Raw genomic sequence first — 22,507 nt, 5'->3', positions numbered from 1 at the left:
CGGTCGCATCACGGGCAGACCACTGCCCGCCCGCATTGGCAGACTGTACCAAAGACCTGAAAGGCCAACGCTATGATTGCCGTATTGCGAAACTCCTGGGCGCTGCTGCTCGGAATGATGTTGTTGATGCTGGGCAATGGCATGCAAGGCACGCTGCTGGGCATTCGCGGCGGTCAGGAAAACATGACGACGTTCCAACTGTCGATTGTCATGTCCTGCTACTTTGTCGGGTTTCTGTTCGGGTCGCGCATGGCGCCCGATATGATCCGCCGTGTCGGCCATGTGCGCGTGTTTGCGGCCCTTGGCTCGCTGATCTCGGCGGTGTTGATCATGTATGCGGTGGCGCCAAACTGGATTGCATGGTCGTTGATGCGGGTGTTGATCGGGTTTTCCTTTTCCGGGGTCTATATCACCGCGGAAAGCTGGTTGAATGATGCGTCAAGCAATGAAAACCGGGGCCAGGCGCTGTCGCTTTACCTGATCGTGCAGATGATCGGCATCATCGCAGCGCAGGGGCTTTTGAACCTTGGCGATCCGAACGGCTTTATCCTGTTCATCATTCCTTCGGTTCTGGTCTCTCTTGCCTTCACCCCGATCTTGCTGTCGGTCAGTCAGGCCCCGGCGTTCGAATCCACCAAGCCGCTCAGCTTCAAACAGCTTTATGACGCCTCGCCACTGGGCTGCATCGGCATGTTTGTGCTGGGGGGGGTGTTTTCGGGCGCAGTTCGGCATGGCTGCCGTTTGGGGGTCGCAAGCGGGCCTGACCATCCGCGAAATTTCCATATTCATTGCCGGCATCTATATCGGCGGTATGATCTTTCAGTATCCGATCGGATGGCTGTCTGACAGGATTGATCGCCGCAAGGTCATCCTTGGGCTTAGCGCGTGTGGCGGGGTCGGGCTGATAATTCCGGTGTTCTGGGATGTTCCGTTTTGGGCGCTTTGCGGGGTTGGGGCCTTGGGGGGCGCGGTATCCAACCCGCTTTATTCGCTGCTGCTGGCCTATGTGAATGATTACCTTGATCGCTCTGATATGGCCGCAGCCTCGGCTGGTTTGTTGTTTATCAATGGTCTGGGCGCAATCTCGGGCCCGCTGATCACCGGCTGGATGATGGGCGTGGTTGGCCCCAGCGGGTTTTTCCTGTTCATGGCCCTGCTGTTTGCCGCCCTTGCGGTCTATGCCCTGTGGCGGATGTCGCAGCGCAAACGCAGCGCGGATGCCACGTCAAGCTTTACGGCGGTTTCGCCCTCGGGCACGGCGATTGTGTTGGAAGTGGCGATGATCGCAGCCGATAATGAAGGCCCGGAAAGCGAAAGCCATCTTGCCGGGGCGCAGGCCAAAGCAGAGGCAAGACAAGACGGGACAGATACAAATCAACCGTGATATCAGGGCATTGAAACCCCGGCGCAAACCTGCCACGCTTGGCCGACAGGTTAACGCAAACAAGGGGGCGTGATGTCTGATCCCGCAACACTACTGACGTTTTGGCTGAAAACCGTCGGCCCAAAGGGCTGGTATGAGGTGAACCCAAAGATTGATGCCCAAATCACCGAGGATTTTGGCGCGCTTTGGCAAGCCGCCCATGATGGCGGGTTGGAGCATTGGGTTGACGGCGCGACCAGCACACTGGCCTATCTGATCCTTACCGATCAGTTCCCGCGCAACATGTTTCGTGGTGATCCCCGCGCCTTTGCCACTGACGCCCGCGCCCGTGCGGCCGCCCGCAAGGCGCTTGCGCAAAACTGGGATCAAGATATCCCCACACCCGAGCGCCAGTTTTTCTACATGCCCTTTGAACATTCCGAGGATATTGCCGATCAGGCCCTTGCCGTCGATTGCTTCAAAACCCGGATGGATGACCCGCACAGCGCCCTGCATGCCCGCGCGCATCAGGCCATCATTGAACGCTTTGGCCGCTTTCCATTTCGCAATACAGCCCTTGGCCGCATATCCTCGGCCGAGGAAGAGGCGTTTATGGCATCGGGGGGCTACGGCGCGATTGTGCAGGAATTACAGGACAAACTCTAGCTATGCACCCAGCACATACCCCAAAGGCGGCAGAATTATTGCTGGAACGACAAATATAGTTTAATGGCAAACTACTTTTTCGGAGGAGAGAAAAATGGCGGCCAAGGCATATGATGTGATCGTGATCGGTTCCGGGCCGGGGGGGTATGTCGCCGCCATACGGGCGGCACAACTGGGGAAATCGGTCGCGATTGTCGAGCGTGAAAACCTCGGCGGCATCTGCCTGAACTGGGGCTGCATACCAACCAAGGCGCTGCTGCGTTCCGCCGAGGTGTTTCACCTGATGCACCGCGCCAAGGAATTTGGCCTCGCGGCCACGGGCATCTCATATGATCTGGATGCTGTTGTTGCCCGCTCACGCGGGGTGGCCAAGCAGCTTTCGGGTGGCATTGGCCATCTGATGAAAAAGAACAAGATTACCGTGATCATGGGTGAGGCGAGCTTGCCGGGCAAAGGCAAGGTTTCGGTGAAAACCGACAAGGGCACAGAGGAATTGACCGCCCCCGCCATCATCTTGGCCACTGGCGCGCGCGCGCGCACCCTGCCGGGGCTGGAGGCCGACGGCGATCTGGTCTGGACCTATCGCCATGCCTTGCAGCCAAAGCGGATGCCGAAAAAACTTCTGGTCATTGGCTCTGGCGCGATTGGCATAGAGTTTGCCAGTTTTTTCAACACGTTGGGCGCAGATACCACCGTGGTAGAGGTGATGGACCGCGTTTTGCCGGTTGAAGATGCGGAAATCAGCGCCTTTGCCAAGAAAGCCTTTGTCAAACAGGGCATGAAGATTCTGGAGAAGACCACCGTCAAGAAGCTGGATAAAGCCCCCGATGCCAAAGGCGGCGGCAAGGTGACCGCGCATCTGGAATCGAACGGCAAGACCGAGACGATGGAATTTGACACGGTAATTTCTGCCGTGGGCATCGTCGGCAATGTCGAAAACCTTGGGCTAGAGGCGTTGGGCGTTAAAATCGACTGCACCCATGTCGTCACCGATGAATATTGCCGCACCGGCGTTGACGGGCTTTATGCCATAGGCGACATCGCGGGCGCACCATGGCTTGCCCACAAGGCCAGCCATGAAGGCGTCATGGTGGCCGAGCTGATCGCAGGCAAACACCCGCATCCGATCAAGCCAAATTCCATCGCAGGCTGTACCTATTGCCATCCGCAAGTGGCCAGTGTTGGTCTGACCGAGGCCAAGGCGAAGAGGCCGGTCACGCCATAAAAGTTGGCCGTTTCCCGTTTATCGGCAATGGCAAAGCGATTGCCTTGGGCGAGGCGGAAGGCATGATCAAAACCATTTTTGACGCCAAGACAGGCGAGCTTTTGGGTGCGCATATGATCGGTGCCGAAGTCACCGAATTGATCCAAGGCTATGTCATCGGTCGCCAGTTGGAAACCACCGAAGAAGACCTGATGCACACCATTTTCCCGCACCCGACGCTGTCGGAAATGATGCATGAGTCGGTTTTGGATGCTTACGGTCAAGTCATCCATATGTGACCCGACAAAAGGCTGAACATTTCGCCCGGTCCGGTAAAAGGGGCCGGGTTTTTTCATGGCAACCTTCGCAGCCATCGGCTAAGCACCTCTTATGAACCGCTCGCCCCTCATCATCATTCTGGTCCTGTGGGGCGCGGGGCTTGGGGCCGCCGCGCAATTTGGCAAGATTTCGATCCTGTTTGACCGGATCGCCAGCCATTACCCCGGCGCAGGGCAGGTCACGTTGGGGCTTGTCGTTTCGGTTGTCGGGCTGATTGGCCTTGTCTTTGGTACCACCGCGGGGCTGTTGGTGCAGCGTCTGGGGTATCGGCGCGTGTTGGTCTGGGCGCTTGGGGCAGGGGCCGTGCTGTCGGCTTTGGAGGCCAGCTTTCCGCCACTGCCTGCCTTGCTTGCCCTGCGTGCGATCGAAGGGTTTTCGCATCTTGCCATCGTTGTCGCGGCCCCGGTGCTGATCGCCCAAACGGCCCCCCTGCGGCATCAAGGGCTGGCAATGACGCTTTGGTCCAGCTTTTTTGCCGTCTCTTTTGCGCTGACAGCAGCGCTTGGGCGTCCCTTGGCGCTGGCTTGGGGCGATGGCGCGCTATTTCTGGCACATGCCGGTTATATGGCTGTTTTTGCAGGTTTTATCTGGGCTGTTCTGCCCAAGGACAGCCCCGAATCCACGCCATTTCCCAAGGTCAGCGCCCTGCTGAGGCAGCATGTCACCATCTACCGCTCGGCGCGGCTTGCGGCCCCAGCGATGGGCTTTTTTTGCTACACGCTTACCTATGTTGCCTTGCTGACATTGCTGCCCCCGATGATCGGCGGCCCGCATCAGGCGTTTATCGCCACAGCGATGCCGCTGGTGTCTATCGCGGTTTCGCTGACCTTTGGGGTCTGGCTGTTGCGTTGGGTGCCGGCGGTGCGCATGGTGCAAGCAGGCTTTGCAACCAGCGTTCTTGCGGCGCTGTGCCTGTGGGGGTTCTGGGGCCAGGATTGGCCGATGGTTTTCGCAGCCCTTGGCCTTGCTGGCATGCTTGGCGTCGTTCAGGGGGCCAGTTTTGCTGCCGTTGCCCAGCTGAATGCCACGGGCGAAGCCCGCGCCCGTGCTGCCGGGGCCATTGCCCAGCTTGGCAATCTTGGCACCACCTCTGGCACGCCGTTGCTGGCACTGCTGATTGCGGGGCAGGGCGTGCCCGGCATGGCGCTGTTTGTCGTGATCCCAAGCGTGATTGGCATCGTAGTGCATCAAGTTCAGGCCCGTCGCCGTCTATTTGACGTAACTTAATCGACACTCTGCAGCTTTGTTCACTAATCGTTCACCTTTTTCGATTGGAGACTTCAGGCAAAAGACCCTATCTATAGCCGGTAGAAATCGGGGGCGGGCATGGCCGAACAGAAATTCATCGAAGTGCGCGGCGCGCGGGAACATAACCTTAAAGGCGTCGATGTGGATATTCCGCGCGACAAGCTGGTGGTGATCACGGGGCTGTCGGGCTCTGGCAAATCCTCGCTGGCTTTTGATACGATCTATGCCGAAGGCCAGCGCCGCTATGTCGAAAGCCTGTCGGCCTACGCGCGGCAATTCCTTGATATGATGGGGAAACCCGATGTTGATCACATCTCGGGCCTGTCGCCTGCGATCTCGATTGAACAAAAGACCACCTCAAAAAATCCGCGTTCGACCGTTGGCACGGTGACCGAGATTTACGACTATATGCGCCTGCTGTTCGCCCGCACCGGCACCCCCTTCAGCCCCACGACCGGCAAGCCGATTACCGCGCAGCAGGTGCAGGATATGGTTGATATCATCATGGCGATGGAGGATGGCACCCGCGCCTATCTGCTGGCCCCGATCATCCGTGACCGCAAGGGTGAGTATAAAAAGGAATTCCTGGACCTGCGCAAACAGGGGTTTCAGCGGGTGAAGGTCAACGGGCAATTCTATGAGCTGGAGGATGCGCCGACGCTGGACAAGAAATTTCGTCACAATATCGACGTGGTGGTCGATCGGATTGTGGTGAAAGAGGGTATCGAAACCCGCCTCGCCGACAGCCTGCGCACCGCGCTTAACCTTGCCGATGGTATCGCCATTCTGGAACTGGCGAATGAAGAGGCCACGCGCACGACATTCAGCGAAAAATTCGCCTGCCCGGTGTCAGGTTTCACCATCCCCGAGATTGAACCGCGTCTGTTCTCGTTCAACGCGCCCTTTGGCGCCTGCCCGGTTTGCGATGGTCTGGGGGTTGAGCTGTTCTTTGATGAACGTCTGATCGTCCCCGACCAAAACCTGACTCTTGCCCAAGGCGCGCTGGCACCCTGGGCAAAGTCAAAAAGCCCCTATTTCATCCAAACCATTGACGCGATTGCAAAACATTACGAATTTGACAAGAAAGCCAAATGGAAAGACCTGCCCGAAAAGGCCAAAGAGGTGTTTCTGCGTGGCTCTGGCGAAGAGGAAATCCAGTTTCGCTATGATGAAGGCGGGCGGATTTATCAGGTTTCTCGCGTGTTTGAGGGCGTTATACCCAACATGGAACGCCGTTTTCGCGAAACCGACAGCAACTGGGTGCGTGAGGAATTTGAGCGTTACCAAAACAACCGGTCCTGCGGTGCCTGCGAAGGCTTCCGCCTGCGCCCCGAGGCATTGGCGGTGAAAATCGCGGGGCTTCATGCGGGTCAGGTTGTGCAAATGTCGATCAGCGAGGCGCATGATTGGATTTCCCAGGTGCCCGAACATCTGACGGTCCAGAAAAACGAAATTGCCCGCGCCATCCTCAAGGAGATTCGCGAACGGCTGGGGTTCTTGGTGAATGTTGGCCTGAATTACCTGTCGCTTTCGCGCAATGCAGGCACGCTTTCGGGGGGGGAAAGCCAGCGTATCCGACTGGCCAGCCAGATCGGCTCGGGCCTGACTGGCGTGCTTTATGTGTTGGATGAACCCTCTATCGGGTTGCATCAACGCGATAATGACCGCCTGCTGACCACGCTGAAAAACCTGCGTGATCAGGGCAATTCGGTGATTGTGGTCGAGCATGATGAGGATGCGATCCGCGAGGCGGATTATGTGTTCGACATGGGGCCGGGCGCTGGCGTGCATGGCGGTATGGTGGTTTCGCATGGGACACCGGCGCAGGTAATGGCCGACCCTGCCAGCCTGACCGGCCAATATTTGCAAGGCACCCGTGAGATTTCTGTTCCCAAACAACGCCGCAAGGGCACGGGTAAAAAAGTGACGGTGGTCAAGGCCACGGGCAATAACCTGCAGAATGTCACTGTCGACTTTCCGCTGGGCAAGTTCATCTGCGTCACCGGGGTTTCGGGGGGGGGGCAAATCTACCCTGACCATCGAGACCCTGTACAAAACCGCCGCCACCCGCCTGAATGGTGCCCGTGAAACCCCCGCCCCTTGTGAGACGATCAAGGGGTTCGAGCATCTGGACAAGGTCATCGACATCGACCAGCGCCCGATTGGCCGCACCCCGCGGTCCAACCCCGCGACCTATACGGGGGCGTTTACGCCGATCCGGGATTGGTTCGCCGGCCTGCCGGAATCCAAGGCGCGCGGCTATGCGCCGGGTCGGTTCAGCTTCAACGTCAAGGGGGGGCGCTGTGAGGCCTGCCAAGGCGATGGGCTGATCAAGATAGAGATGCATTTTTTGCCTGATGTCTATGTGCAGTGTGAAACCTGCAAGGGCAAACGCTATAATCGTGAAACTTTGGAAATAAAGTTCAAAAACAATAGCATAGCAGACGTTCTTGATATGACGGTTGAAGATGCGCAAGCCTTTTTCCAGGCGGTTCCAAGCATCCGTGAAAAAATGGATGCCTTGGTGCGTGTGGGGCTTGGCTATATCAGCGTTGGACAATCCGCGACCACCCTGTCAGGGGGTGAGGCGCAGCGCGTGAAACTGTCAAAGGAACTTGCCCGCCGCGCGACCGGACGCACGCTTTATATCCTTGATGAACCCACCACGGGCCTGCATTTCGAAGACGTGAAAAAGCTGCTGGAGGTGCTGCACGAATTGGTCGATCAGGGCAACACCGTGATCGTGATCGAACATAACCTTGATGTGGTCAAGACCGCCGATTGGGTCATTGATATCGGCCCCGAGGGCGGCGATGGCGGCGGCGAAGTTGTGGCCACAGGCACCCCGGAAACGATCGCGGTGGTAGAGGCAAGCCATACCGGCCGCTACTTGCGCGACATGCTGAAACCCCGCAAGGTCGCGGCGGAATAGTTGCATTTGGCCCTGAACGGCCAGCCGGGTGCGTTGCCTTTTTTCAAGGCAACGCACCCGGCAGATGCAACGGCCCAAGGGTTACGGCTTGCGCATCGGGCAGCTTGACACCCCAAACAGCGAATAGGCCGGGCAGGTTTTCATCAACCCGGTCCCCAAAGCAAGCAGACCCAGCACGATAAACACCCAGCGATAGCCAAAGCCCGGCATCAGAAAGAACGCCGCCAAAAAGGCAAGACCAACGACGATACGCAGCACACGGTCATAGCCGCCAACATTGGATTTGAACATCTCACACTCCTGCAAATGGGGCAGGGCTGCCCCGCTGAACTGAGTGTACTACATATTCCAATTATTGCAATTGATCTGCGTCAGCCGCGCCCGCGTTTTTCGAACCGAGGCAACATCGCGCTGAAATCCCGGCCCTTTCCATCCTCATCTTCCACAAACTGGGCATAGAGCGCCGCAGCCATCTGCCCCATCGGTGTATCGGCATCTACCGAAACCGCCGCCTGCTGCGACAGCCGCAGATCCTTGAGCATCAATTCCGCTGCAAAGCCGGGGGTATAGCCGTTATCTGCCGGGCTTTTGGGCCCGATGCCGGGGGCCGGGCAATAGGCGTTCATTGTCCAGGAATAGCCCGATGAGGTGGATACCACATCAAACATCTTCTGACGATCAAGCCCCAGCTTATCGGCAAGGGCAAAGGCCTCGCAGGTTGCAATCATCGTCACGCCCAAAATCATGTTATTGCAAATCTTGGCCGATTGTCCGGCGCCGGCATCGCCGCAATGCACGGCCTTTTGGCCCATGATCGCAAACAAGGGCTGCACTTTTGCAAAAGCTGCCTCCGTGCCGCCGACCATAAAGGTCAGCGTGCCTGCCGTAGCCCCACCGACACCGCCCGAAACCGGCGCATCCAGCGCGCCAAGGCCAGCCGCCGCCGCCGTTTGTGCCACCGTTCGCGCCGCCTCGACGTCAACGGTCGAACAATCACACAGCACCGCATCCGCCATCATTGCCGGGATCACCTCTGCCGCAACCTGGCGCAAAATCGCCCCATTGGGCAGCATCGTGATCACCACGTCTGCGCCCGTGGCCGCTTCAGCCGCCGATTTTGCCGCCGTCACACCCGCAGGCATGGCGGCCGCAAGATCAAACCCCCGCACCTCATGCCCGGCGGCCACCAGATTTGCAGCCATTGGCCCGCCCATATTCCCAAGCCCGATAAACCCTATCTTCATCTCTTATCCTTCTACTGTCCAAGCTTGTGCACCCAAAGGCAGCAGCATGGCTGCCACCTCTGCCGCCGCGACGGTCTCTATACTTTTATGAAGCCACTTCGGCTTGCGGTCTTTGTCGATCACGGCCGCGCGAATCCCTTCCAGAAAATCACCCTTTTCCTGGGCGCGAAACGTATAGCGATACTCCAATTCCAGCGCATCAGGCAGGGCGGGGCTATCACCCAAACGGTGCAGCATTTCAACTGCGGCGCAGGCGGCCAGTGGTGAAACCCGGCGCAATGCCTTCAAAGCGCCAAGCGCGAACGCCCCGGAGTCGCCGCGCAAAGACCGCAGGGCATCGCCCAGGGACTCCCCGCAAAAATGCGCATCAATCTGGCCTTGCTGGGCGGCCAAAACCCCCTCGGGCGCGGGCGCAACAAACCGCGCCAATGCCCCAGTACCTTCGGCCACCAGTGCCGTGATCAGGGCGGGCCAATCGGGCTCTGGCACAAAAACATCGGCAAACCCCGCGTAAATCGCATCGGCTGGCCCCATCCGCGTGCCGGTACTGGCGAGATATTCACCCAAGTACCCCGGCGCATGTGCCAGCAAATATGACCCGCCAACATCCGGCACCAAACCAATTCCACATTCCGGCATCGCAATCTGGCTGCTTTCCCCGACAATCCGGTGCCCGGCATGGCAGCCCACACCTACGCCGCCGCCCATGGTAAACCCCTGCATCAGGCTGACCACGGGTTTGGGATAGTCTGCGATGCGCAGGTTCATCCGGTATTCCTTGTGCCAGAACGCCTGACCATGGGCATAATTGCCAGCCATTCCCGCTGCATATAGCTTGGCGATATCACCGCCCGCGCAAAAGGCCCGATCGCCTGCGGCATCAATCACCACGAGATCAACGGCGGCATCCGCCGCCCAGGCCACCAGGGCCGCATCAAGTGCCACGCACATCGGCTCACTCAGCGCGTTAAGCGCGGCGGGTCGGTTCAGGGTCACGCGGCCACAGCGCCCCTCAATCCTGATCAAGATGTCGTTCATCGGTCGGCCAACATCTGGCGGGCGATAATCACGCGCATAATCTCATTGGTGCCTTCCAGAATCTGATGCACGCGCAAATCGCGCACGATCTTCTCAATTCCGTAATCTGCAAGATAGCCATAGCCGCCATGCAGTTGCAAACAACCATTGGCCACCTCAAAACAGGCGTCTGTCACATAAAGCTTTGCCATGGCACAGAACTTTGTCGCCTCGGGGGCGCCTGCATCCAGCAAACCAGCCGCATGGCGCAAAAATACCCGTGCGGTTTGCAGCTTTACTTCCATATCGGCCAGACGAAATTGCAAGGCCTGAAACTGATCAAGGCTTTTGCCAAAGGCTTTTCGTTCGCCCATATAGGTCAGCGTCGCATCCAGCGCCGCTTGCGCCCCGCCCAAGGCACAGGCCGCAATATTCAACCGCCCGCCATCCAGCCCCGCCATCGCATAGGAAAAGCCGCGGCCTTCCTCGCCCAGCAAATTTGCCTGCGGTACAAGGCAGTCATCCAGTTGCACTTGCCGCGTGGGCTGTGATCGCCAGCCCATTTTGTCTTCAAGCCCGCCAAAGGACAGGCCCGCAGTGCCATCCTCGACAATCAGTGCCGAAATCCCTTTTGGCCCCGCGTCCCCGCTCCGCGCCATCACGATATAGGCGTCCGAATAGCCGCCCCCGGAAATAAACGCCTTGGTCCCGGTCAGCCGCCAACCGTCAGTGCCGCGGATAGCCCGCGTTCTTAACGCCGCCGCATCCGACCCCGAAGCAGGCTCGGTCAGGCAATAGGAAAACACTGTCTCCATTGTACAGATTTTCGGTAACCAGCGCGCTTTTGCCTCGGCTTGGCCGAACTTATCAATCATCCCGCCGCACATGTTGTGAATGGACAAGAAGGCCGCGACCGACGGGCAAGCCATCGCCAAAGCCTCAAAGACCAAGGTCGCATCAAGGCGCGTCAGCCCTGCGCCGCCAAAATCCTCCGAGACATAAATTCCGCCCAGCCCCAGCGCGGCCACCTCTGGCCACAGGCTTTTCGGAATCTCTCCCGCCCTCTCCCACGCTTGGGCAAAGGGCGCAATCTTCTCTTGCCCGAACCCATGGGCCATCTCAAAAATCGCGTGCTGCACTTCGGTCAGGGTCATTGAAAGGCCTCTCAACAGGGATACGCCGGAATTGAACACCTGTTTAAGTCACAGGTTTTTCAACACCGATGCAAGCACAGTCGCCCCGTATTCTTTTCGGCAAAAATATCCACAGGGGGGATGACCGGTTAAAAACGCCCCAATGGGGGGGCGTTTCAGTGAAGAACGCCTGCCCCCTGTGGGCAGGCTGGGGGCGCGTGCGCCCCCAGCGGTCAGCCATCAATCCATCGCTTTGAAGTTGAACGCAGCACCTTCTTTGATCCCCGAAGGCCAGCGCGAAGTCACCGTCTTGGTGCGCGTATAAAAGCGGAACGCATCCGGCCCGTGCTGGTTCAAATCGCCAAAGCCCGATTTTTTCCAGCCGCCAAAGGTGTGATAGGCCAGCGGCACCGGGATCGGTACGTTGATGCCCACCATGCCCACATTCACCCGGCTGGCAAAGTCGCGCGCGGTGTCGCCGTCACGGGTGAAAATCGCGGTGCCATTGCCATATTCATGGTCCATGGCATAGCCGAGGGCCTCTTCATAAGTCTTGGCGCGCAGACAAGACAGCACTGGCCCAAAGATTTCCTTGCGATAAATCTCCATGTCCGTCGTCACGTTGTCAAACAGATGCGGGCCAACAAAATAGCCTTCTTCGTAACCCTGCAATTTGAAATCGCGGCCATCAACCACCAGTTTCGCGCCCTGCGCGATGCCCGACTCGACCAGTTTCAGGATATTTGCCTTGGCCGCTGCCGTGACAACCGGGCCGTAATCAATGTCATTGCCCGCTGTGTAAGGGCCAACCTTCAGCTTCTCGATCCGTGGCACCAGCTTTTCGATCAGGCGATCTGCCGTTTCAGCACCAACCGGAACCGCAACCGAAATCGCCATGCAGCGTTCGCCCGCAGCGCCATAGCCTGCCCCGATCAGCGCATCTGCGGCCTGGTCCAGATCGGCATCGGGCATGATGATCATGTGGTTCTTGGCACCGCCAAAACATTGCACGCGCTTGCCGTTGGAACAGCCGCGCCCATAAATATATTCCGCAATCGGGGTCGATCCAACAAAGCCGATGGCCTGAATGGTTTCATTGTCCAGAATCGCATCCACCAACTCCTTGTCGCCGTTGATCACCTGCAACACCCCATCCGGCAGGCCCGCTTCCTTGAAAAGTTCGGCCAGCATCAAGGGCACCGAGGGGTCGCGCTCGGACGGTTTCAAGATGAACGCGTTGCCGCAAGCCAGTGCCGGACCCATTTTCCACAGCGGAATCATCGCCGGAAAGTTGAAGGGCGTAATGCCCGCCGCCACACCCAAGGCTTGACGCATCGAATACATGTCAATGCCGGGGCCGGCCCCATCGGTAAACTCGCCCTTCAGCATCTGGGCGGCGTTGATGCAATATTCAATCACCTCAAGCCCGCGCTGCACATCGCCTTTGGCGTCGGGAATGGTCTTGCCATGCTCGCGTGACAGGGCCTCGGCCAGCTTGTCCATGTCACGGTTGATGAGGCCAACCATGGCCATCATCACACGCCCGCGCTTTTGCGGGTTGGTTGCCGCCCAGGCGACTTGTGCCTTGGCCGCATCGGCCACAGCCGCATCAAGCTCGGCTTTTGACGCCAACGGCACCCGTGCCTGCACTTCGCCCGTCGCCGGGTTCATCACATCGGCAAACCGCCCCGATGTTCCCTTGACGTGTTTCCCGTTGATCCAGTGGCTCAGGTCTTGCATGGCATCCTCCAATATGAATTTCACCCAGTCTAGCCTTGCAAATTTGCCTGATAAAGAGGCAATATGTCAAAATAGTTTTGCAAAAATGCAAAGGCAAGGTGAGGCGCCATGGATTGGGATGATTTGCGCATATTTTTGGCCGTCACCCGTGCCGAAAGCCTGTCTGGTGCCGGTAAAACCCTGCGGATTGATCCCGCAACTGTGGGCCGCCGGATTGCCAGGCTCGAATCCACACTTTCGGCGCGTCTTTTCACCAAAACCCCGCAAGGCTATGCCCTGACCGAATACGGGCAGCGCTTGATAGACCCGGCATTGGCCGCCGAGGCGGCATTCGCCCGCGCCAGCGACAGCCTGCATGAAAGCGACACGGGGCTAACCGGGCAGATCAGACTCGGCGCACCCGATGGCAGCGCAAACTATCTGCTACCCCAGGTGCTGACCCAGATCAGCTTTGACAATCCGGGGCTGGAAATTCAACTCGTTGCTTTGCCGCGTGTCTTCAACCTGTCAAAACGCGAGGCGGATATGGCCATTGCCGTTTCTCGACCGGAAACCGGGCGGCTGACCGTGCAAAAGCTGACCGATTATCACCTGCATCTTGCCGCCAGCCGCGATTATCTTGCACAAAATCCAGAAATAACCTGCCGGCAAGACCTGCAGGCCCATCGAATCGTTGGCTATATTTCAGACATGATCTTCGATAAGGAATTGGATTATCTGGGTGAATTCGGCACCTCGGCCCCCAATATCTCGTCCAACTCGGTTTCGGTGCAGACGCAACTGATGCGGGCAGGGGCAGGGGTCGGCATGGTGCATGATTTTGTGATGCCTTTCGCCCCTGAATTGGTGCATGTGTTGCCCGAAACGCTTGCGCTGACCCGCAGCTTTTGGCTGGTGCGCCATGCCGACGATGCCCAGATCGAACGCCTGAACAAATTCGCGGATCTGCTTGCTCTTGGCCTGCGTCGTGAATTGCACAGGCTGGAAGCATTGGCGGGCCATAAGGCGTGACGGCCCTTCAGCTTTGACTTGACAGGCGGGGGGCGCCGGACGACCCTGACGGTAGTGCTCAAATGGAGGTCGAAATGCTGGTCCAACAAATCCTGTCATCGAAAACCGTGGCAGAGGTGTTCACCCTTGCCCCCGGTGCCACGTTAAGCGAAGCTGCAGCCTTGCTGTCAGACAAACGGATTGGCGCCATCATCGTGTCGCGCGACGGCAAACACCCCGCAGGCATCCTGTCTGAGCGCGATATTGTGCGCGAGTTGGGACAACGCGGCGTGATCTGCATGACCGATAGCGTGGATCAGGTGATGACGAGCAAATTGGTGGGCTGCGCCAAATCCGATACGGCCGATAGCGTCATGCAAAAAATGACGGACGGGCGTTTTCGTCACATGCCAGTCATGGATGGCGATGTGATGATCGGCCTTATCTCTATCGGGGATGTGGTCAAGGCGCGGCTGTCAGAGCTGGCAATGGAAAAAGATGCGCTGGAAGGCATGATCAAAGGCTTCTGATGCCAGCAAAAGGGCTTGCGAATTTTCGTCGAAAATTCTGATTTTTCGACGAAAAATCGGTGTCTCTGCCTTGCAATCTGCTGCGCTATAATGTTGCGTGGTCCGGGTCATAAAAGGATCAATCATGCGCACTGGCCTCTACCCCGGCACTTTCGACCCGATCACCTTGGGCCATACAGATATTATTCAGCGCGCAATGGCGCTGGTGGATAAGCTGGTTATCGGCGTTGCGATCAACCGCGACAAGTCGCCTCTGTTCAGTCTGGAAGAGCGGGTTGCGATGGTTGAGGCCGAATGTGCCCCGATCATCGCCAAGACCGGCGGACAGATTGTCGTCCATCCGTTTGAAAACCTGCTGATTGATTGCGCCCGTGATGTGGGGGCAAGCGTTATCGTGCGGGGCCTGCGCGCTGTTGCAGATTTTGAGTATGAATTTCAGATGGTTGGCATGAACCGCGCTATGGATGCCTCGATCGAGACGGTTTTCATGATGGCAGACGCCCGCCGTCAGGCGATTGCGTCGAAGCTGGTGAAAGAGATTGCCCGGCTGGGCGGGGACGTTAGCAAATTTGTCCCCATCGCCGTGCGCGACGCTTTGGTTGCGCGCTACAAGTAACCCGTTCGGCCGCGCAAACGGCCGATTGTTTCGCGTCAGGCGGTATCAGTTCCAGACTGCCTTGCGGGCAATTTCGTTTGCATCACCGCGAGACAGGCCCAAATCAAGCGCTACGTCCAGCGGCAGGCGCGCGATCTCATTGCGGGTGGCTATGTAGCGTGCATGATTATGCAGCGCCGTTTTCAACTTCTTGATCAGTATTTTCATCTTTTCGCTCACATACATCTGAAAACCCAGCCCCATGCCGGATATCCTGTGCCCTATATCGGGGTAAATGCTTGCGCTAACAATGCGCAGGCCCGAAACCCCGCTATGCGCTGGGTGCATGGCAAATAGGCAAATAGGCAAAAGGGGCGCATGGATGCGCCCCTTGATGTCATTAACTTATTGAGGTTGCTAGGAAACTTAAAGAAACCTTCCCATCGCCACGGCCGTATCCGCCATGCGGTTAGAGAAACCCCACTCATTGTCATACCATGCCAAAATCCGCACCATGTTGCCATCCAGCACTTTTGTCTGATCAAGGTGAAAGATCGAAGAGCGCGGGTCATGGTTGAAATCACAAGACACATTCGCCTGAAGTCGTAAAACCCAGAATGCCTTTCAACGGGCCATTGGCCGCTGCGACAATCGCCGCATTCACGTCTTCAACGGTTGTCGGACGCGAGGATTCGAACGTCAGATCAACGGCAGACACATTCGGCGTCGGCACACGAATCGCTACCCCATCAAGCTTGCCGTTCAATTCCGGCAACACCAAGCCTACCGCTTTTGCAGCCCCGGTTGAGGTCGGGATCATGCTGAGCGCCGCCGCACGGGCGCGGTACAAATCCTTGTGCATTGTGTCCAGCGTGGGCTGATCGCCGGTATAGCTGTGGATCGTGGTCATAAAACCCTTGGTGATGCCCACCGCATCATTCAGCACCTTGACCACCGGCGCCAGGCAATTGGTGGTGCATGAGGCGTTGGAAACGATCAGATCCTCGGCGGTCAATATGCCATGGTTTACACCGTAAACGATGGTCTTGTCGGCCCCTTTCGATGGGGCGGATACCAGAACCCGGCTTGCGCCATTTTCCAGATGCACCATTGCCTTTTCTTTATCCGTAAAGATGCCAGTGCATTCCATCACAATATCAATATGCGACCATGGCAGGTCTGCGGGGTTGCGAATCGCGGTTACGGCAATCGGGCCACGGCCGACATCAATCGTAGTCTCGGTGGTCGTCACCTCGGCCGGAAAACGCCCATGCACTGAATCAAAGCGCAGCAGATGGGCGTTGGTTTCTACCGGCCCAAGATCATTGATGGCTACCACCTCAATGTCGGTGCGGCCCGATTTAATTATCGCGCGCAGAATGTTGCGGCCTATACGACCAAATCCATTGATGGCAACTTTAACGGTCATGGCAATTTCCTTATGCTTGGCAGGGAATATCCCGGCTTGCTAGCGCTAACATCACGATTTGCGCGCAAAGTTCAAGCACAGCCTGCCAGATTTATCGCCAGAAAGACAGATATTCTATGAAGACCGCGAATTTTCGCAAGATAAACATCAGCGCTTCGCCGCCGTTCAGGAATATATCCCCCAGAATGGCGGCGAAGATCAGCATGCCCAGCCATATCGCCAGTGTGTTCGTCATACGGCCCCTAACGTCCTGGGCCGCGTGCCACGGCCTGCCTTACAAAAGACGCCCCATTGCCCCGGCCACATCGGCCATCCGGCAAGAAAAGCCCCATTCATTATCATACCACGCCAAGACCCGCACACAATTGCCCACGACCTTGGTCTGATCTGGCGCAAAGATAGAGGATTGCGGCGTGTGGTTGAAGTCAATAGACACTTTCGGCTCGGGGTCATAGGCCAGAACCATGCCCATATAGCCGGCGGCTGCCTCGCGCACTATTTCATTCACTTCGGCCACGGTCACGGTCTTGCGGGAAATAAAGGTCAAATCCACCGCTGATACGTTCGGGGTCGGCACCCGCATCGCAGTGCCGTCCAGTTTTCCCGCCAGTTCTGGCAGCACCTCACCCAGGGCCTTGGCCGCGCCCGTAGAGGTCGGGATCATCGCCATCGCCGCCGAGCGCGCGCGGTACAGGTCATCGTGGCGACGGTCCAGCGTTGGCTGATCGCCGGTATAGCTGTGGATCGTCGTCATGATCCCGCTTTCAATTCCGATGGCATCATTCAAGACCTTGGCCAAAGGTGCAAGGCAATTGGTGGTGCAGGACCCGTTGGAAACCACATGATGATCGGTCGTCAATTGCCGATGGTTCACCCCGTAAACCACTGTTTTATCTGCCCGTTTCGCTGGCGCAGAAATCAGGACCCGCTTGGCGCCACGGGTCAGATGCACCGCAGCCGCATCGCGGTCATTGAATTTGCCGGTACATTCCAACACCACATCAACCCCGTCCCAGTCCAGCTCGTTCGGGTTGTAGGTGCTCATCACGCGCATCGGCCCACGGCCAAGATCAAGCGTGTCGCCCTCAACCCGCACAATTCCCGGAAACCGCCCATGAACGGAGTCATATTTCAACAAATGCGCATTGGTCGCTATCGGTCCGGTGGCATTGATCGCCACCACTTGCACATCATTGCGCGCACTCTCTGCGATATGCGCCAAAGTGCAGCGCCCGATCCGGCCAAACCCGTTGATCCCGATAGTGATTGTCATGTCAAACCCTCATATCCACGCAAACGTCAAGTGGCTGATACACAAACAAGACGTCATTTCAAAGGCCAGAAATGCCACAATTTCATCATGTTAGCGCAAACCTGCAATGTTTCCGCTAACGATTGTTGCTGTTTTCGCTAACGGCTTGCCCCTGACATCAAATCCGCTAGTTTGGTTCGGTACAGATGAAGGAGAATGTATGAGCGGTTTGCTGGCCCTGTTGGATGATGTTGCGGCGATTGCCAAAGTGGCCGCAGCCTCGGTTGATGATGTCGCGCTGGCCGCGGCCAAGGCCGGCAGCAAAACCGCAGGCATCTTGATCGACGACGCCGCCGTCACCCCGACCTATGTTGTCGGTCTTTCGCCCAGCCGTGAATTGCCGATGATCTGGCGCATCACCAAGGGATCATTGAAAAACAAGCTGATTTTTCTGCTGCCTGCAGCCCTTCTTTTATCAAACTTCGCGCCTTGGGCGATGACGCCCTTGCTGATGTTCGGCGGCGCTTACCTGTGTTTTGAGGGCGCCGAAAAGATCTTTCACAAGGTCTTTCCGCATCGGGTGCACGCGGTCGATGCTGATATGTCCCCCCGCGACCCGAATTCGACTGGAAGAGGCGCGCGTCGCGGGCGCGATAAAAACCGATTTCATCCTTTCGGCTGAAATCATGACCATCTCGCTTTCTGTGATCGAGGCCCCGAATATCTATATGCAGACAGCCACGCTTGCCATGGTCGCCGTGGGTATCACCGCAGCCGTTTACGGTGTTGTGGCGCTGATCGTGAAGATGGATGATGTCGGGTTGCACATGGCTGCCAATGGCCATTTGCGTGCCGCGCGCAGCTTTGGGCGCGGCCTTGTGCGCTTCATGCCGCATCTCTTGAAGGCGCTGTCTTTCATTGGCACCGGGGCGATGCTTTGGGTTGGCGGCAGCATCATCACCCACGGGCTGGATGTGCTGGGCTGGCCATGGCTTTATGATCAAATCCACCATCTGGCGGTTCTCGCATCCCAATCTGTCGCCACGGCGCGCGGCGCGGTGCAATGGGCTGTCACCGCCACATGCGATGGCATTTTTGGCCTTGCCTTTGGGTTGGCCCTGATTCCGCTGGTTACCAAGGTGATCGGCCCGGTCATCGCCAAAGCCACAGGCAAACCCACAGGGCATTAAGGGGCGGGGGGGCAACCTGGCGGATTGCCCGATTGCGTCGCTGTTTCCCGCAACGGTCATCGAAAAAGGGGGGAAGCCCTTGTTTCAAAGGCCCCCCCCCATAGCGCGCTTAAATTACAGACCCAGCAACGCCTTGGCCTTGGCCACGGCGACCTCAGCCGTGATGCCAAATTCCTTGTAAAGCCGCTCTGCCGGGGCCGAGGCGCCAAAGCCCTCCATCCCCACAAAAGCTGCCTTTTGTTCGCGCCCACGTTCGCCCAAAAGCCAGCGGTCCCAGCCGGTGCGCACCCCGGCTTCTATCGCCACCCGAACCGGGCCGGGGGGCAGGATCTTGCGACGGTAGGCGTCGTCTTGCTCGGCAAAAAGTTCCATGCAAGGCATTGAGACCACGCGACAGCCGATCCCTTCGGCCTCTAGCAAATTCCGGGCTTTCAGGGCGATTTCAACTTCTGTTCCGGTCGCCATCAAAATCACCTGCCGCTTGGCTTCGGCCTCTTCCAGCACATAGGCGCCTTTGGCAACCATATTCTGATTGAGGTGCTTTTTGCGAACTGCGGGCACGCCTTGCCGTGACAAAGCCATCACCGATGGGGTCTTTGTTTGCGAAAGCGCCACTTCCCAGGCCTCGGCGGTTTCGACCTGATCGGCGGGCCGCAAAACCAGCGTGTTCGGCGTGGCGCGGCTGATGGCAAGATGCTCGACCGGCTGGTGGGTCGGGCCATCCTCGCCCAGACCGATGCTGTCATGCGTCATCACATAAACCACCGGAACGCCCATCAGCGCTGACAGCCGCATCGCGGGGCGGGCATAATCGGTAAAGCACATGAAAGTGCCTGAATAGGGGCGCACCCCGCCATGCAAGGCCATGCCATTCATCGCCGCAGCCATGCCATGCTCGCGGATGCCGTAATAAACATAGCGCCCCGAGCGATCCTCGGGTGAGAACATGCCCAGATCACCGGTCTTGGTGTTGTTGGAACCCGTCAAATCCGCCGACCCGCCGATGGTTTCCTTCATCACCGGGTTGATCACCTCTAGCGCGTTTTCCGAGGCCGAGCGCGTTGCCAGTTTTGGCATCGTCTCAACCGCTTGCTTTTTCAACGCCCGAACCACCGCCGCGAGCTTGGCCGGTGCCTCGCCTTTGAAGGTGCGGTTGAACTCGCCCCGGCGCGATTCGGAAATCTCGGTCAGGCGGCCCTCCCATGCTTTGCGGGGGGCAAGACCACGGGCGCCAATCGCTTCCCAGGCGGCTTTGATCTCGGCTGGAATTTCAAAGGCGCCATAGGGCCAGCCATAAACCTTGCGGGTTTCGGCGATCAGATCCGGTGCGGTCAGCGCGCCATGCCCTTTGGACGTGTCCTGCGCCGAGGACCCAAAGGCGATATGGGTGGCACAGGCAATCATTGCCGGGCGCTCCGAGGCCTTGGCCGCCGTGATCGCGCGGTCAATATCCACCGGGTCATGGCCGTCACATTCAAACACATCCCAGCCGCTGGCCGCAAACCGGGCCATTTGATCGGTAATATCAGAAAGCGAGACCTTGCCGTCAATGGTGATGCCGTTGTTATCCCACAGCACGATCAGGCGCGACAATTGGTGTTTGCCGGCAAGGCCGATCGCCTCTTGGCTGATGCCTTCCATCAAACACCCGTCACCGGCGATGACATAGGTGTGATGATCCATCAGCTTGGCCCCCCAAACTGCGCGCAGATGCTCTTCTGCCATGGCAAAGCCCACGCCGTTTGCAATGCCCTGCCCCAAGGGGCCAGTGGTTGTCTCTATGCCTGTGGCGTGGCCATATTCGGGGTGGCCTGCGGTAATGGCCCCCCATTGACGGAAGTTCTTGATCTGCTCCAGGGTCATGTCGGCGTAGCCGGTCAGGTGCAGCAGCGCATAAAGCAGCATCGAGCCATGGCCCGCCGACAGGATGAAACGATCACGATCAGGCCAGTTCGGGGCTGTGGGGTCAAACTTCAAGTGCTTTTCAAACAACACGGTCGCCACATCGGCCATGCCCATCGGCATGCCCGAATGGCCAGAGTTGGCGGCAGCGACGGCATCCAGTGTCAGGGTGCGAATAGCGCAGGCTTTGTTCCAATGGTCGGGGTGCTGGGCGCGCAGCGTGGCTATATCCAAGGCGATGATCCTTCTGGTTGTTGTGGTCAGGCCGCGCAGGGTGCGAAGGCCCGTGCTTGCAATAGCATGTGTCAAAGGCAAACATGCACGCTTGCCCATTGGTTTGAAAGCTGCATATCAGCCTTGTCGGCAAGATCAAGCATGTCTGGCAAAGGCTTGATCCTAAAGGGGGGCGCAATTGCCCCCAGCTTTGGGATAGGATCAATAAAACGGCCGACCAAGACGATTCGCTTGTTGTGAAACAGGCTTGGCGGTAGTGGTTTGGCAAGGTTGGTCCAAGGATGGACGCAAGACGAATGAAACGGCGTCCCATACAACAGGACGACAAGGCAGAGGCAAGGGGGCATTTGAATGAGTGATCAAAGCAATATTGCAGAGCTGGAGCGGCGAATTACCGCCGCATTGGGCCGCATTGGTGCCGGGTTGGACAAATGGACCCCAGCCCCCGCTGTCGTGCCCAGCAGCAGTGAGGCGGCTGCCCCGGAAAAGGCGGCAGAACGCATGGAACCCGCGCGCCAAGAGGCCGAAACCATCGCCGCGCTGGAAGCCGAGATTGCCAAACTGAAAACAGCACTTGCTGCGGAAAAGACCAGCACGGCCCAATTGAACGAGCGTTTGAAATCGGTCAAGGACCGTGAACATTCGTCGCAAGGCCAGCTGGAAAGCAAGGTTGAAAAGATGACCGAACAGCTTGATGTGCAGGGACTGGAGTTGCAACGGATGCGCAAATCAACCGTCCAATTGCGCGAACATCTGCGCGTCTTGCATGAGGCGGCAGCCAGTAACATGGCCGAGCCGCAGTTGATCAACAAGGCGATGCTGGCCGAATTGGAAAGCCTGCGCGCCACTCGTCATACGGAAACCGTTGAAATGGATGAGATTTTGGCAGAGCTGAGACCACTTGTCGAGGAGGCCCGCAGCAATGGCTGATCTGGAAATCAACATCGGTGGGCGCAGTTTCATGGTCGCCTGCCAAGAGGGCGAAGAGCATTTCCTGCGAACCGCCGCGGCGATGCTGGACGCCGAGGCGCAGCCCTTGGTCACGCAGATGGGGCGGTTGCCGGAATCGCGAATGCTGTTGATGGCTGGGCTGATGCTGGCTGACCGCACCGCTTCGGTTGAAGATCAGTTACGGGTTTTGAAGGCGCGGGTGGAGGAATTGGAAAACCAGCCAGCCCCCGCGCCCATCAAGGTTGAAATTCCGGTCATTCCACCACAAATCCCCGAAACGCTGGCTGAAATTGCAGCGCGGGCAGAGGCGTTGGCGCGCAAGGTCGAAGAAAAACTGGCGCAATGAGAAAACTGGTTCTTTTGCTGGCCCGCAGCGTTTCGACTTTGGCTTGAAGCCAAGCCCATCATTTAACGTGGTGAAACCTTTGATTTCAGGCCGCGCTATCTGCTCAAGGCGAAATGGCGCTATTTTTTGGGTGTGCAAAGCGGAGCGGGGGCCGGCGATGGCTGAACATATCGCTGACGATCGTACACAGGGGCGTGCATGC

16 protein-coding genes and 5 pseudogenes are annotated in these 22,507 nt (G+C 57.9%); 11 read left to right on the top strand and 10 right to left on the bottom strand.

The window, feature by feature from the left end; translation table 11 throughout:
* Nucleotides 1-72: 72 nt before the first annotated feature.
* From VDP61_RS10590 to uvrA, 5 genes and pseudogenes are all read left to right on the top strand, one after another.
* A pseudogene (locus tag VDP61_RS10590) lies at nucleotides 73-1,384 on the top strand (MFS transporter).
* Between the two features lie 69 nt (nucleotides 1,385-1,453).
* Nucleotides 1,454-2,029 (top strand): DUF924 family protein, encoded by a 576-nt coding sequence (locus VDP61_RS10585; RefSeq protein ID WP_323006867.1) that lies wholly within the window; start codon nucleotides 1,454-1,456, stop codon nucleotides 2,027-2,029.
* A gap of 94 nt (nucleotides 2,030-2,123) precedes the next feature.
* Nucleotides 2,124-3,532, top strand: a pseudogene (lpdA, locus tag VDP61_RS10580) (dihydrolipoyl dehydrogenase).
* A 91-nt stretch (nucleotides 3,533-3,623) separates the two neighbouring features.
* On the top strand, nucleotides 3,624-4,799 hold the full coding sequence (locus VDP61_RS10575; RefSeq protein WP_323006866.1) for an MFS transporter: 1,176 nt from the start codon (nucleotides 3,624-3,626) through the stop codon (nucleotides 4,797-4,799).
* A gap of 99 nt (nucleotides 4,800-4,898) precedes the next feature.
* Nucleotides 4,899-7,752, top strand: a pseudogene (gene uvrA / locus VDP61_RS10570) (excinuclease ABC subunit UvrA).
* An 81-nt stretch (nucleotides 7,753-7,833) separates the two neighbouring features.
* Here the strand turns inward: uvrA and VDP61_RS10565 are convergent.
* From VDP61_RS10565 to VDP61_RS10545, 5 genes are all read right to left on the bottom strand, one after another.
* On the bottom strand, nucleotides 7,834-8,043 hold the full coding sequence (locus tag VDP61_RS10565; RefSeq protein WP_323006865.1) for a DUF2892 domain-containing protein: 210 nt from the start codon (nucleotides 8,041-8,043) through the stop codon (nucleotides 7,834-7,836).
* A gap of 80 nt (nucleotides 8,044-8,123) precedes the next feature.
* The gene (gene mmsB / locus VDP61_RS10560) at nucleotides 8,124-8,996 is read right to left on the bottom strand and encodes a 3-hydroxyisobutyrate dehydrogenase (protein ID WP_323006864.1); all 873 of its coding nucleotides are present in this window, start codon (nucleotides 8,994-8,996) and stop codon (nucleotides 8,124-8,126) included.
* A 3-nt stretch (nucleotides 8,997-8,999) separates the two neighbouring features.
* Nucleotides 9,000-10,034, bottom strand: coding sequence for an enoyl-CoA hydratase/isomerase family protein (locus tag VDP61_RS10555; RefSeq protein WP_323006863.1), 1,035 nt, complete (start codon nucleotides 10,032-10,034; stop codon nucleotides 9,000-9,002).
* The gene (locus VDP61_RS10550; protein ID WP_323006862.1) at nucleotides 10,031-11,167 is read right to left on the bottom strand and encodes an acyl-CoA dehydrogenase family protein; all 1,137 of its coding nucleotides are present in this window, start codon (nucleotides 11,165-11,167) and stop codon (nucleotides 10,031-10,033) included. Before VDP61_RS10550 ends, VDP61_RS10555 begins: the two co-directional genes overlap by 4 nt.
* Nucleotides 11,168-11,386: 219 nt before the next feature.
* Entirely contained in the window at nucleotides 11,387-12,886 is a 1,500-nt protein-coding gene (locus VDP61_RS10545) for a CoA-acylating methylmalonate-semialdehyde dehydrogenase (protein WP_323006964.1), read from the bottom strand.
* A 108-nt stretch (nucleotides 12,887-12,994) separates the two neighbouring features.
* Between VDP61_RS10545 and VDP61_RS10540 the strand changes: the two genes are divergently transcribed.
* From VDP61_RS10540 to coaD, 3 genes are all read left to right on the top strand, one after another.
* The gene (locus tag VDP61_RS10540) at nucleotides 12,995-13,897 is read left to right on the top strand and encodes a LysR family transcriptional regulator (RefSeq protein ID WP_323006861.1); all 903 of its coding nucleotides are present in this window, start codon (nucleotides 12,995-12,997) and stop codon (nucleotides 13,895-13,897) included.
* A gap of 74 nt (nucleotides 13,898-13,971) precedes the next feature.
* Complete coding sequence (locus VDP61_RS10535) at nucleotides 13,972-14,406, top strand: CBS domain-containing protein (protein WP_323006860.1); 435 nt, start codon at nucleotides 13,972-13,974, stop codon at nucleotides 14,404-14,406.
* Between the two features lie 124 nt (nucleotides 14,407-14,530).
* Complete coding sequence (coaD, locus tag VDP61_RS10530) at nucleotides 14,531-15,022, top strand: pantetheine-phosphate adenylyltransferase (protein WP_323006859.1); 492 nt, start codon at nucleotides 14,531-14,533, stop codon at nucleotides 15,020-15,022.
* Nucleotides 15,023-15,067: 45 nt separating this feature from the next.
* On the opposite strand, the gene VDP61_RS10525 is transcribed toward coaD, so the two are convergent.
* From VDP61_RS10525 to gap (VDP61_RS10510), 4 genes and pseudogenes are all read right to left on the bottom strand, one after another.
* Entirely contained in the window at nucleotides 15,068-15,265 is a 198-nt protein-coding gene (locus tag VDP61_RS10525; RefSeq protein WP_323006858.1) for a hypothetical protein, read from the bottom strand.
* 162 nt (nucleotides 15,266-15,427) lie between these two features.
* A pseudogene (gene gap / locus VDP61_RS10520) lies at nucleotides 15,428-16,430 on the bottom strand (type I glyceraldehyde-3-phosphate dehydrogenase).
* 91 nt (nucleotides 16,431-16,521) lie between these two features.
* Nucleotides 16,522-16,665: a hypothetical protein gene (locus tag VDP61_RS10515; RefSeq protein ID WP_323006857.1), complete on the bottom strand. Its 144-nt coding sequence runs from the start codon at nucleotides 16,663-16,665 to the stop codon at nucleotides 16,522-16,524.
* Nucleotides 16,666-16,704: 39 nt separating this feature from the next.
* On the bottom strand, nucleotides 16,705-17,703 hold the full coding sequence (gap, locus tag VDP61_RS10510; RefSeq protein WP_323006856.1) for a type I glyceraldehyde-3-phosphate dehydrogenase: 999 nt from the start codon (nucleotides 17,701-17,703) through the stop codon (nucleotides 16,705-16,707).
* Nucleotides 17,704-17,902: 199 nt separating this feature from the next.
* Between gap (VDP61_RS10510) and VDP61_RS10505 the strand changes: the two are divergent.
* A pseudogene (locus VDP61_RS10505) lies at nucleotides 17,903-18,872 on the top strand (DUF808 domain-containing protein).
* Nucleotides 18,873-18,986: 114 nt separating this feature from the next.
* On the opposite strand, the gene tkt reads toward VDP61_RS10505, so the two are convergent.
* Complete coding sequence (tkt, locus tag VDP61_RS10500; protein WP_323006855.1) at nucleotides 18,987-21,008, bottom strand: transketolase; 2,022 nt, start codon at nucleotides 21,006-21,008, stop codon at nucleotides 18,987-18,989.
* A 351-nt stretch (nucleotides 21,009-21,359) separates the two neighbouring features.
* Between tkt and VDP61_RS10495 the strand changes: the two genes are divergently transcribed.
* A complete protein-coding gene (locus VDP61_RS10495; protein ID WP_323006854.1) occupies nucleotides 21,360-21,938 on the top strand; it encodes a hypothetical protein in 579 nt (192 codons plus the stop codon).
* A complete protein-coding gene (locus VDP61_RS10490) occupies nucleotides 21,931-22,305 on the top strand; it encodes a cell division protein ZapA (RefSeq protein ID WP_323006853.1) in 375 nt (124 codons plus the stop codon). Before VDP61_RS10495 ends, VDP61_RS10490 begins: the two co-directional genes overlap by 8 nt.
* The last annotated feature ends 202 nt before the right edge of the window (nucleotides 22,306-22,507 follow it).

Source organism: Pseudorhodobacter sp. (assembly GCF_034675685.1).
Classification (GTDB): domain Bacteria; phylum Pseudomonadota; class Alphaproteobacteria; order Rhodobacterales; family Rhodobacteraceae; genus Pseudorhodobacter.
This window is presented reverse-complemented; position numbering and strand designations above follow the sequence as displayed.

Coding starts and splice junctions, on each gene's coding strand:
- VDP61_RS10515 (WP_323006857.1), bottom strand. CDS start 16,665: ATGACGAACACACTGGCGATATGGCTGGGCATGCTGATCTTCGCCGCC.
- mmsB (WP_323006864.1), bottom strand. CDS start 8,996: ATGAAGATAGGGTTTATCGGGCTTGGGAATATGGGCGGGCCAATGGCT.
- VDP61_RS10545 (WP_323006964.1), bottom strand. CDS start 12,886: ATGCAAGACCTGAGCCACTGGATCAACGGGAAACACGTCAAGGGAACA.
- VDP61_RS10495 (WP_323006854.1), top strand. CDS start 21,360: ATGAGTGATCAAAGCAATATTGCAGAGCTGGAGCGGCGAATTACCGCC.
- gap (WP_323006856.1), bottom strand. CDS start 17,703: ATGACAATCACTATCGGGATCAACGGGTTTGGCCGGATCGGGCGCTGC.
- coaD (WP_323006859.1), top strand. CDS start 14,531: ATGCGCACTGGCCTCTACCCCGGCACTTTCGACCCGATCACCTTGGGC.
- VDP61_RS10565 (WP_323006865.1), bottom strand. CDS start 8,043: ATGTTCAAATCCAATGTTGGCGGCTATGACCGTGTGCTGCGTATCGTC.
- VDP61_RS10555 (WP_323006863.1), bottom strand. CDS start 10,034: ATGAACGACATCTTGATCAGGATTGAGGGGCGCTGTGGCCGCGTGACC.
- VDP61_RS10575 (WP_323006866.1), top strand. CDS start 3,624: ATGAACCGCTCGCCCCTCATCATCATTCTGGTCCTGTGGGGCGCGGGG.
- VDP61_RS10535 (WP_323006860.1), top strand. CDS start 13,972: ATGCTGGTCCAACAAATCCTGTCATCGAAAACCGTGGCAGAGGTGTTC.
- VDP61_RS10550 (WP_323006862.1), bottom strand. CDS start 11,167: ATGACCCTGACCGAAGTGCAGCACGCGATTTTTGAGATGGCCCATGGG.
- VDP61_RS10525 (WP_323006858.1), bottom strand. CDS start 15,265: ATGGGGCTGGGTTTTCAGATGTATGTGAGCGAAAAGATGAAAATACTG.
- VDP61_RS10490 (WP_323006853.1), top strand. CDS start 21,931: ATGGCTGATCTGGAAATCAACATCGGTGGGCGCAGTTTCATGGTCGCC.
- VDP61_RS10540 (WP_323006861.1), top strand. CDS start 12,995: ATGGATTGGGATGATTTGCGCATATTTTTGGCCGTCACCCGTGCCGAA.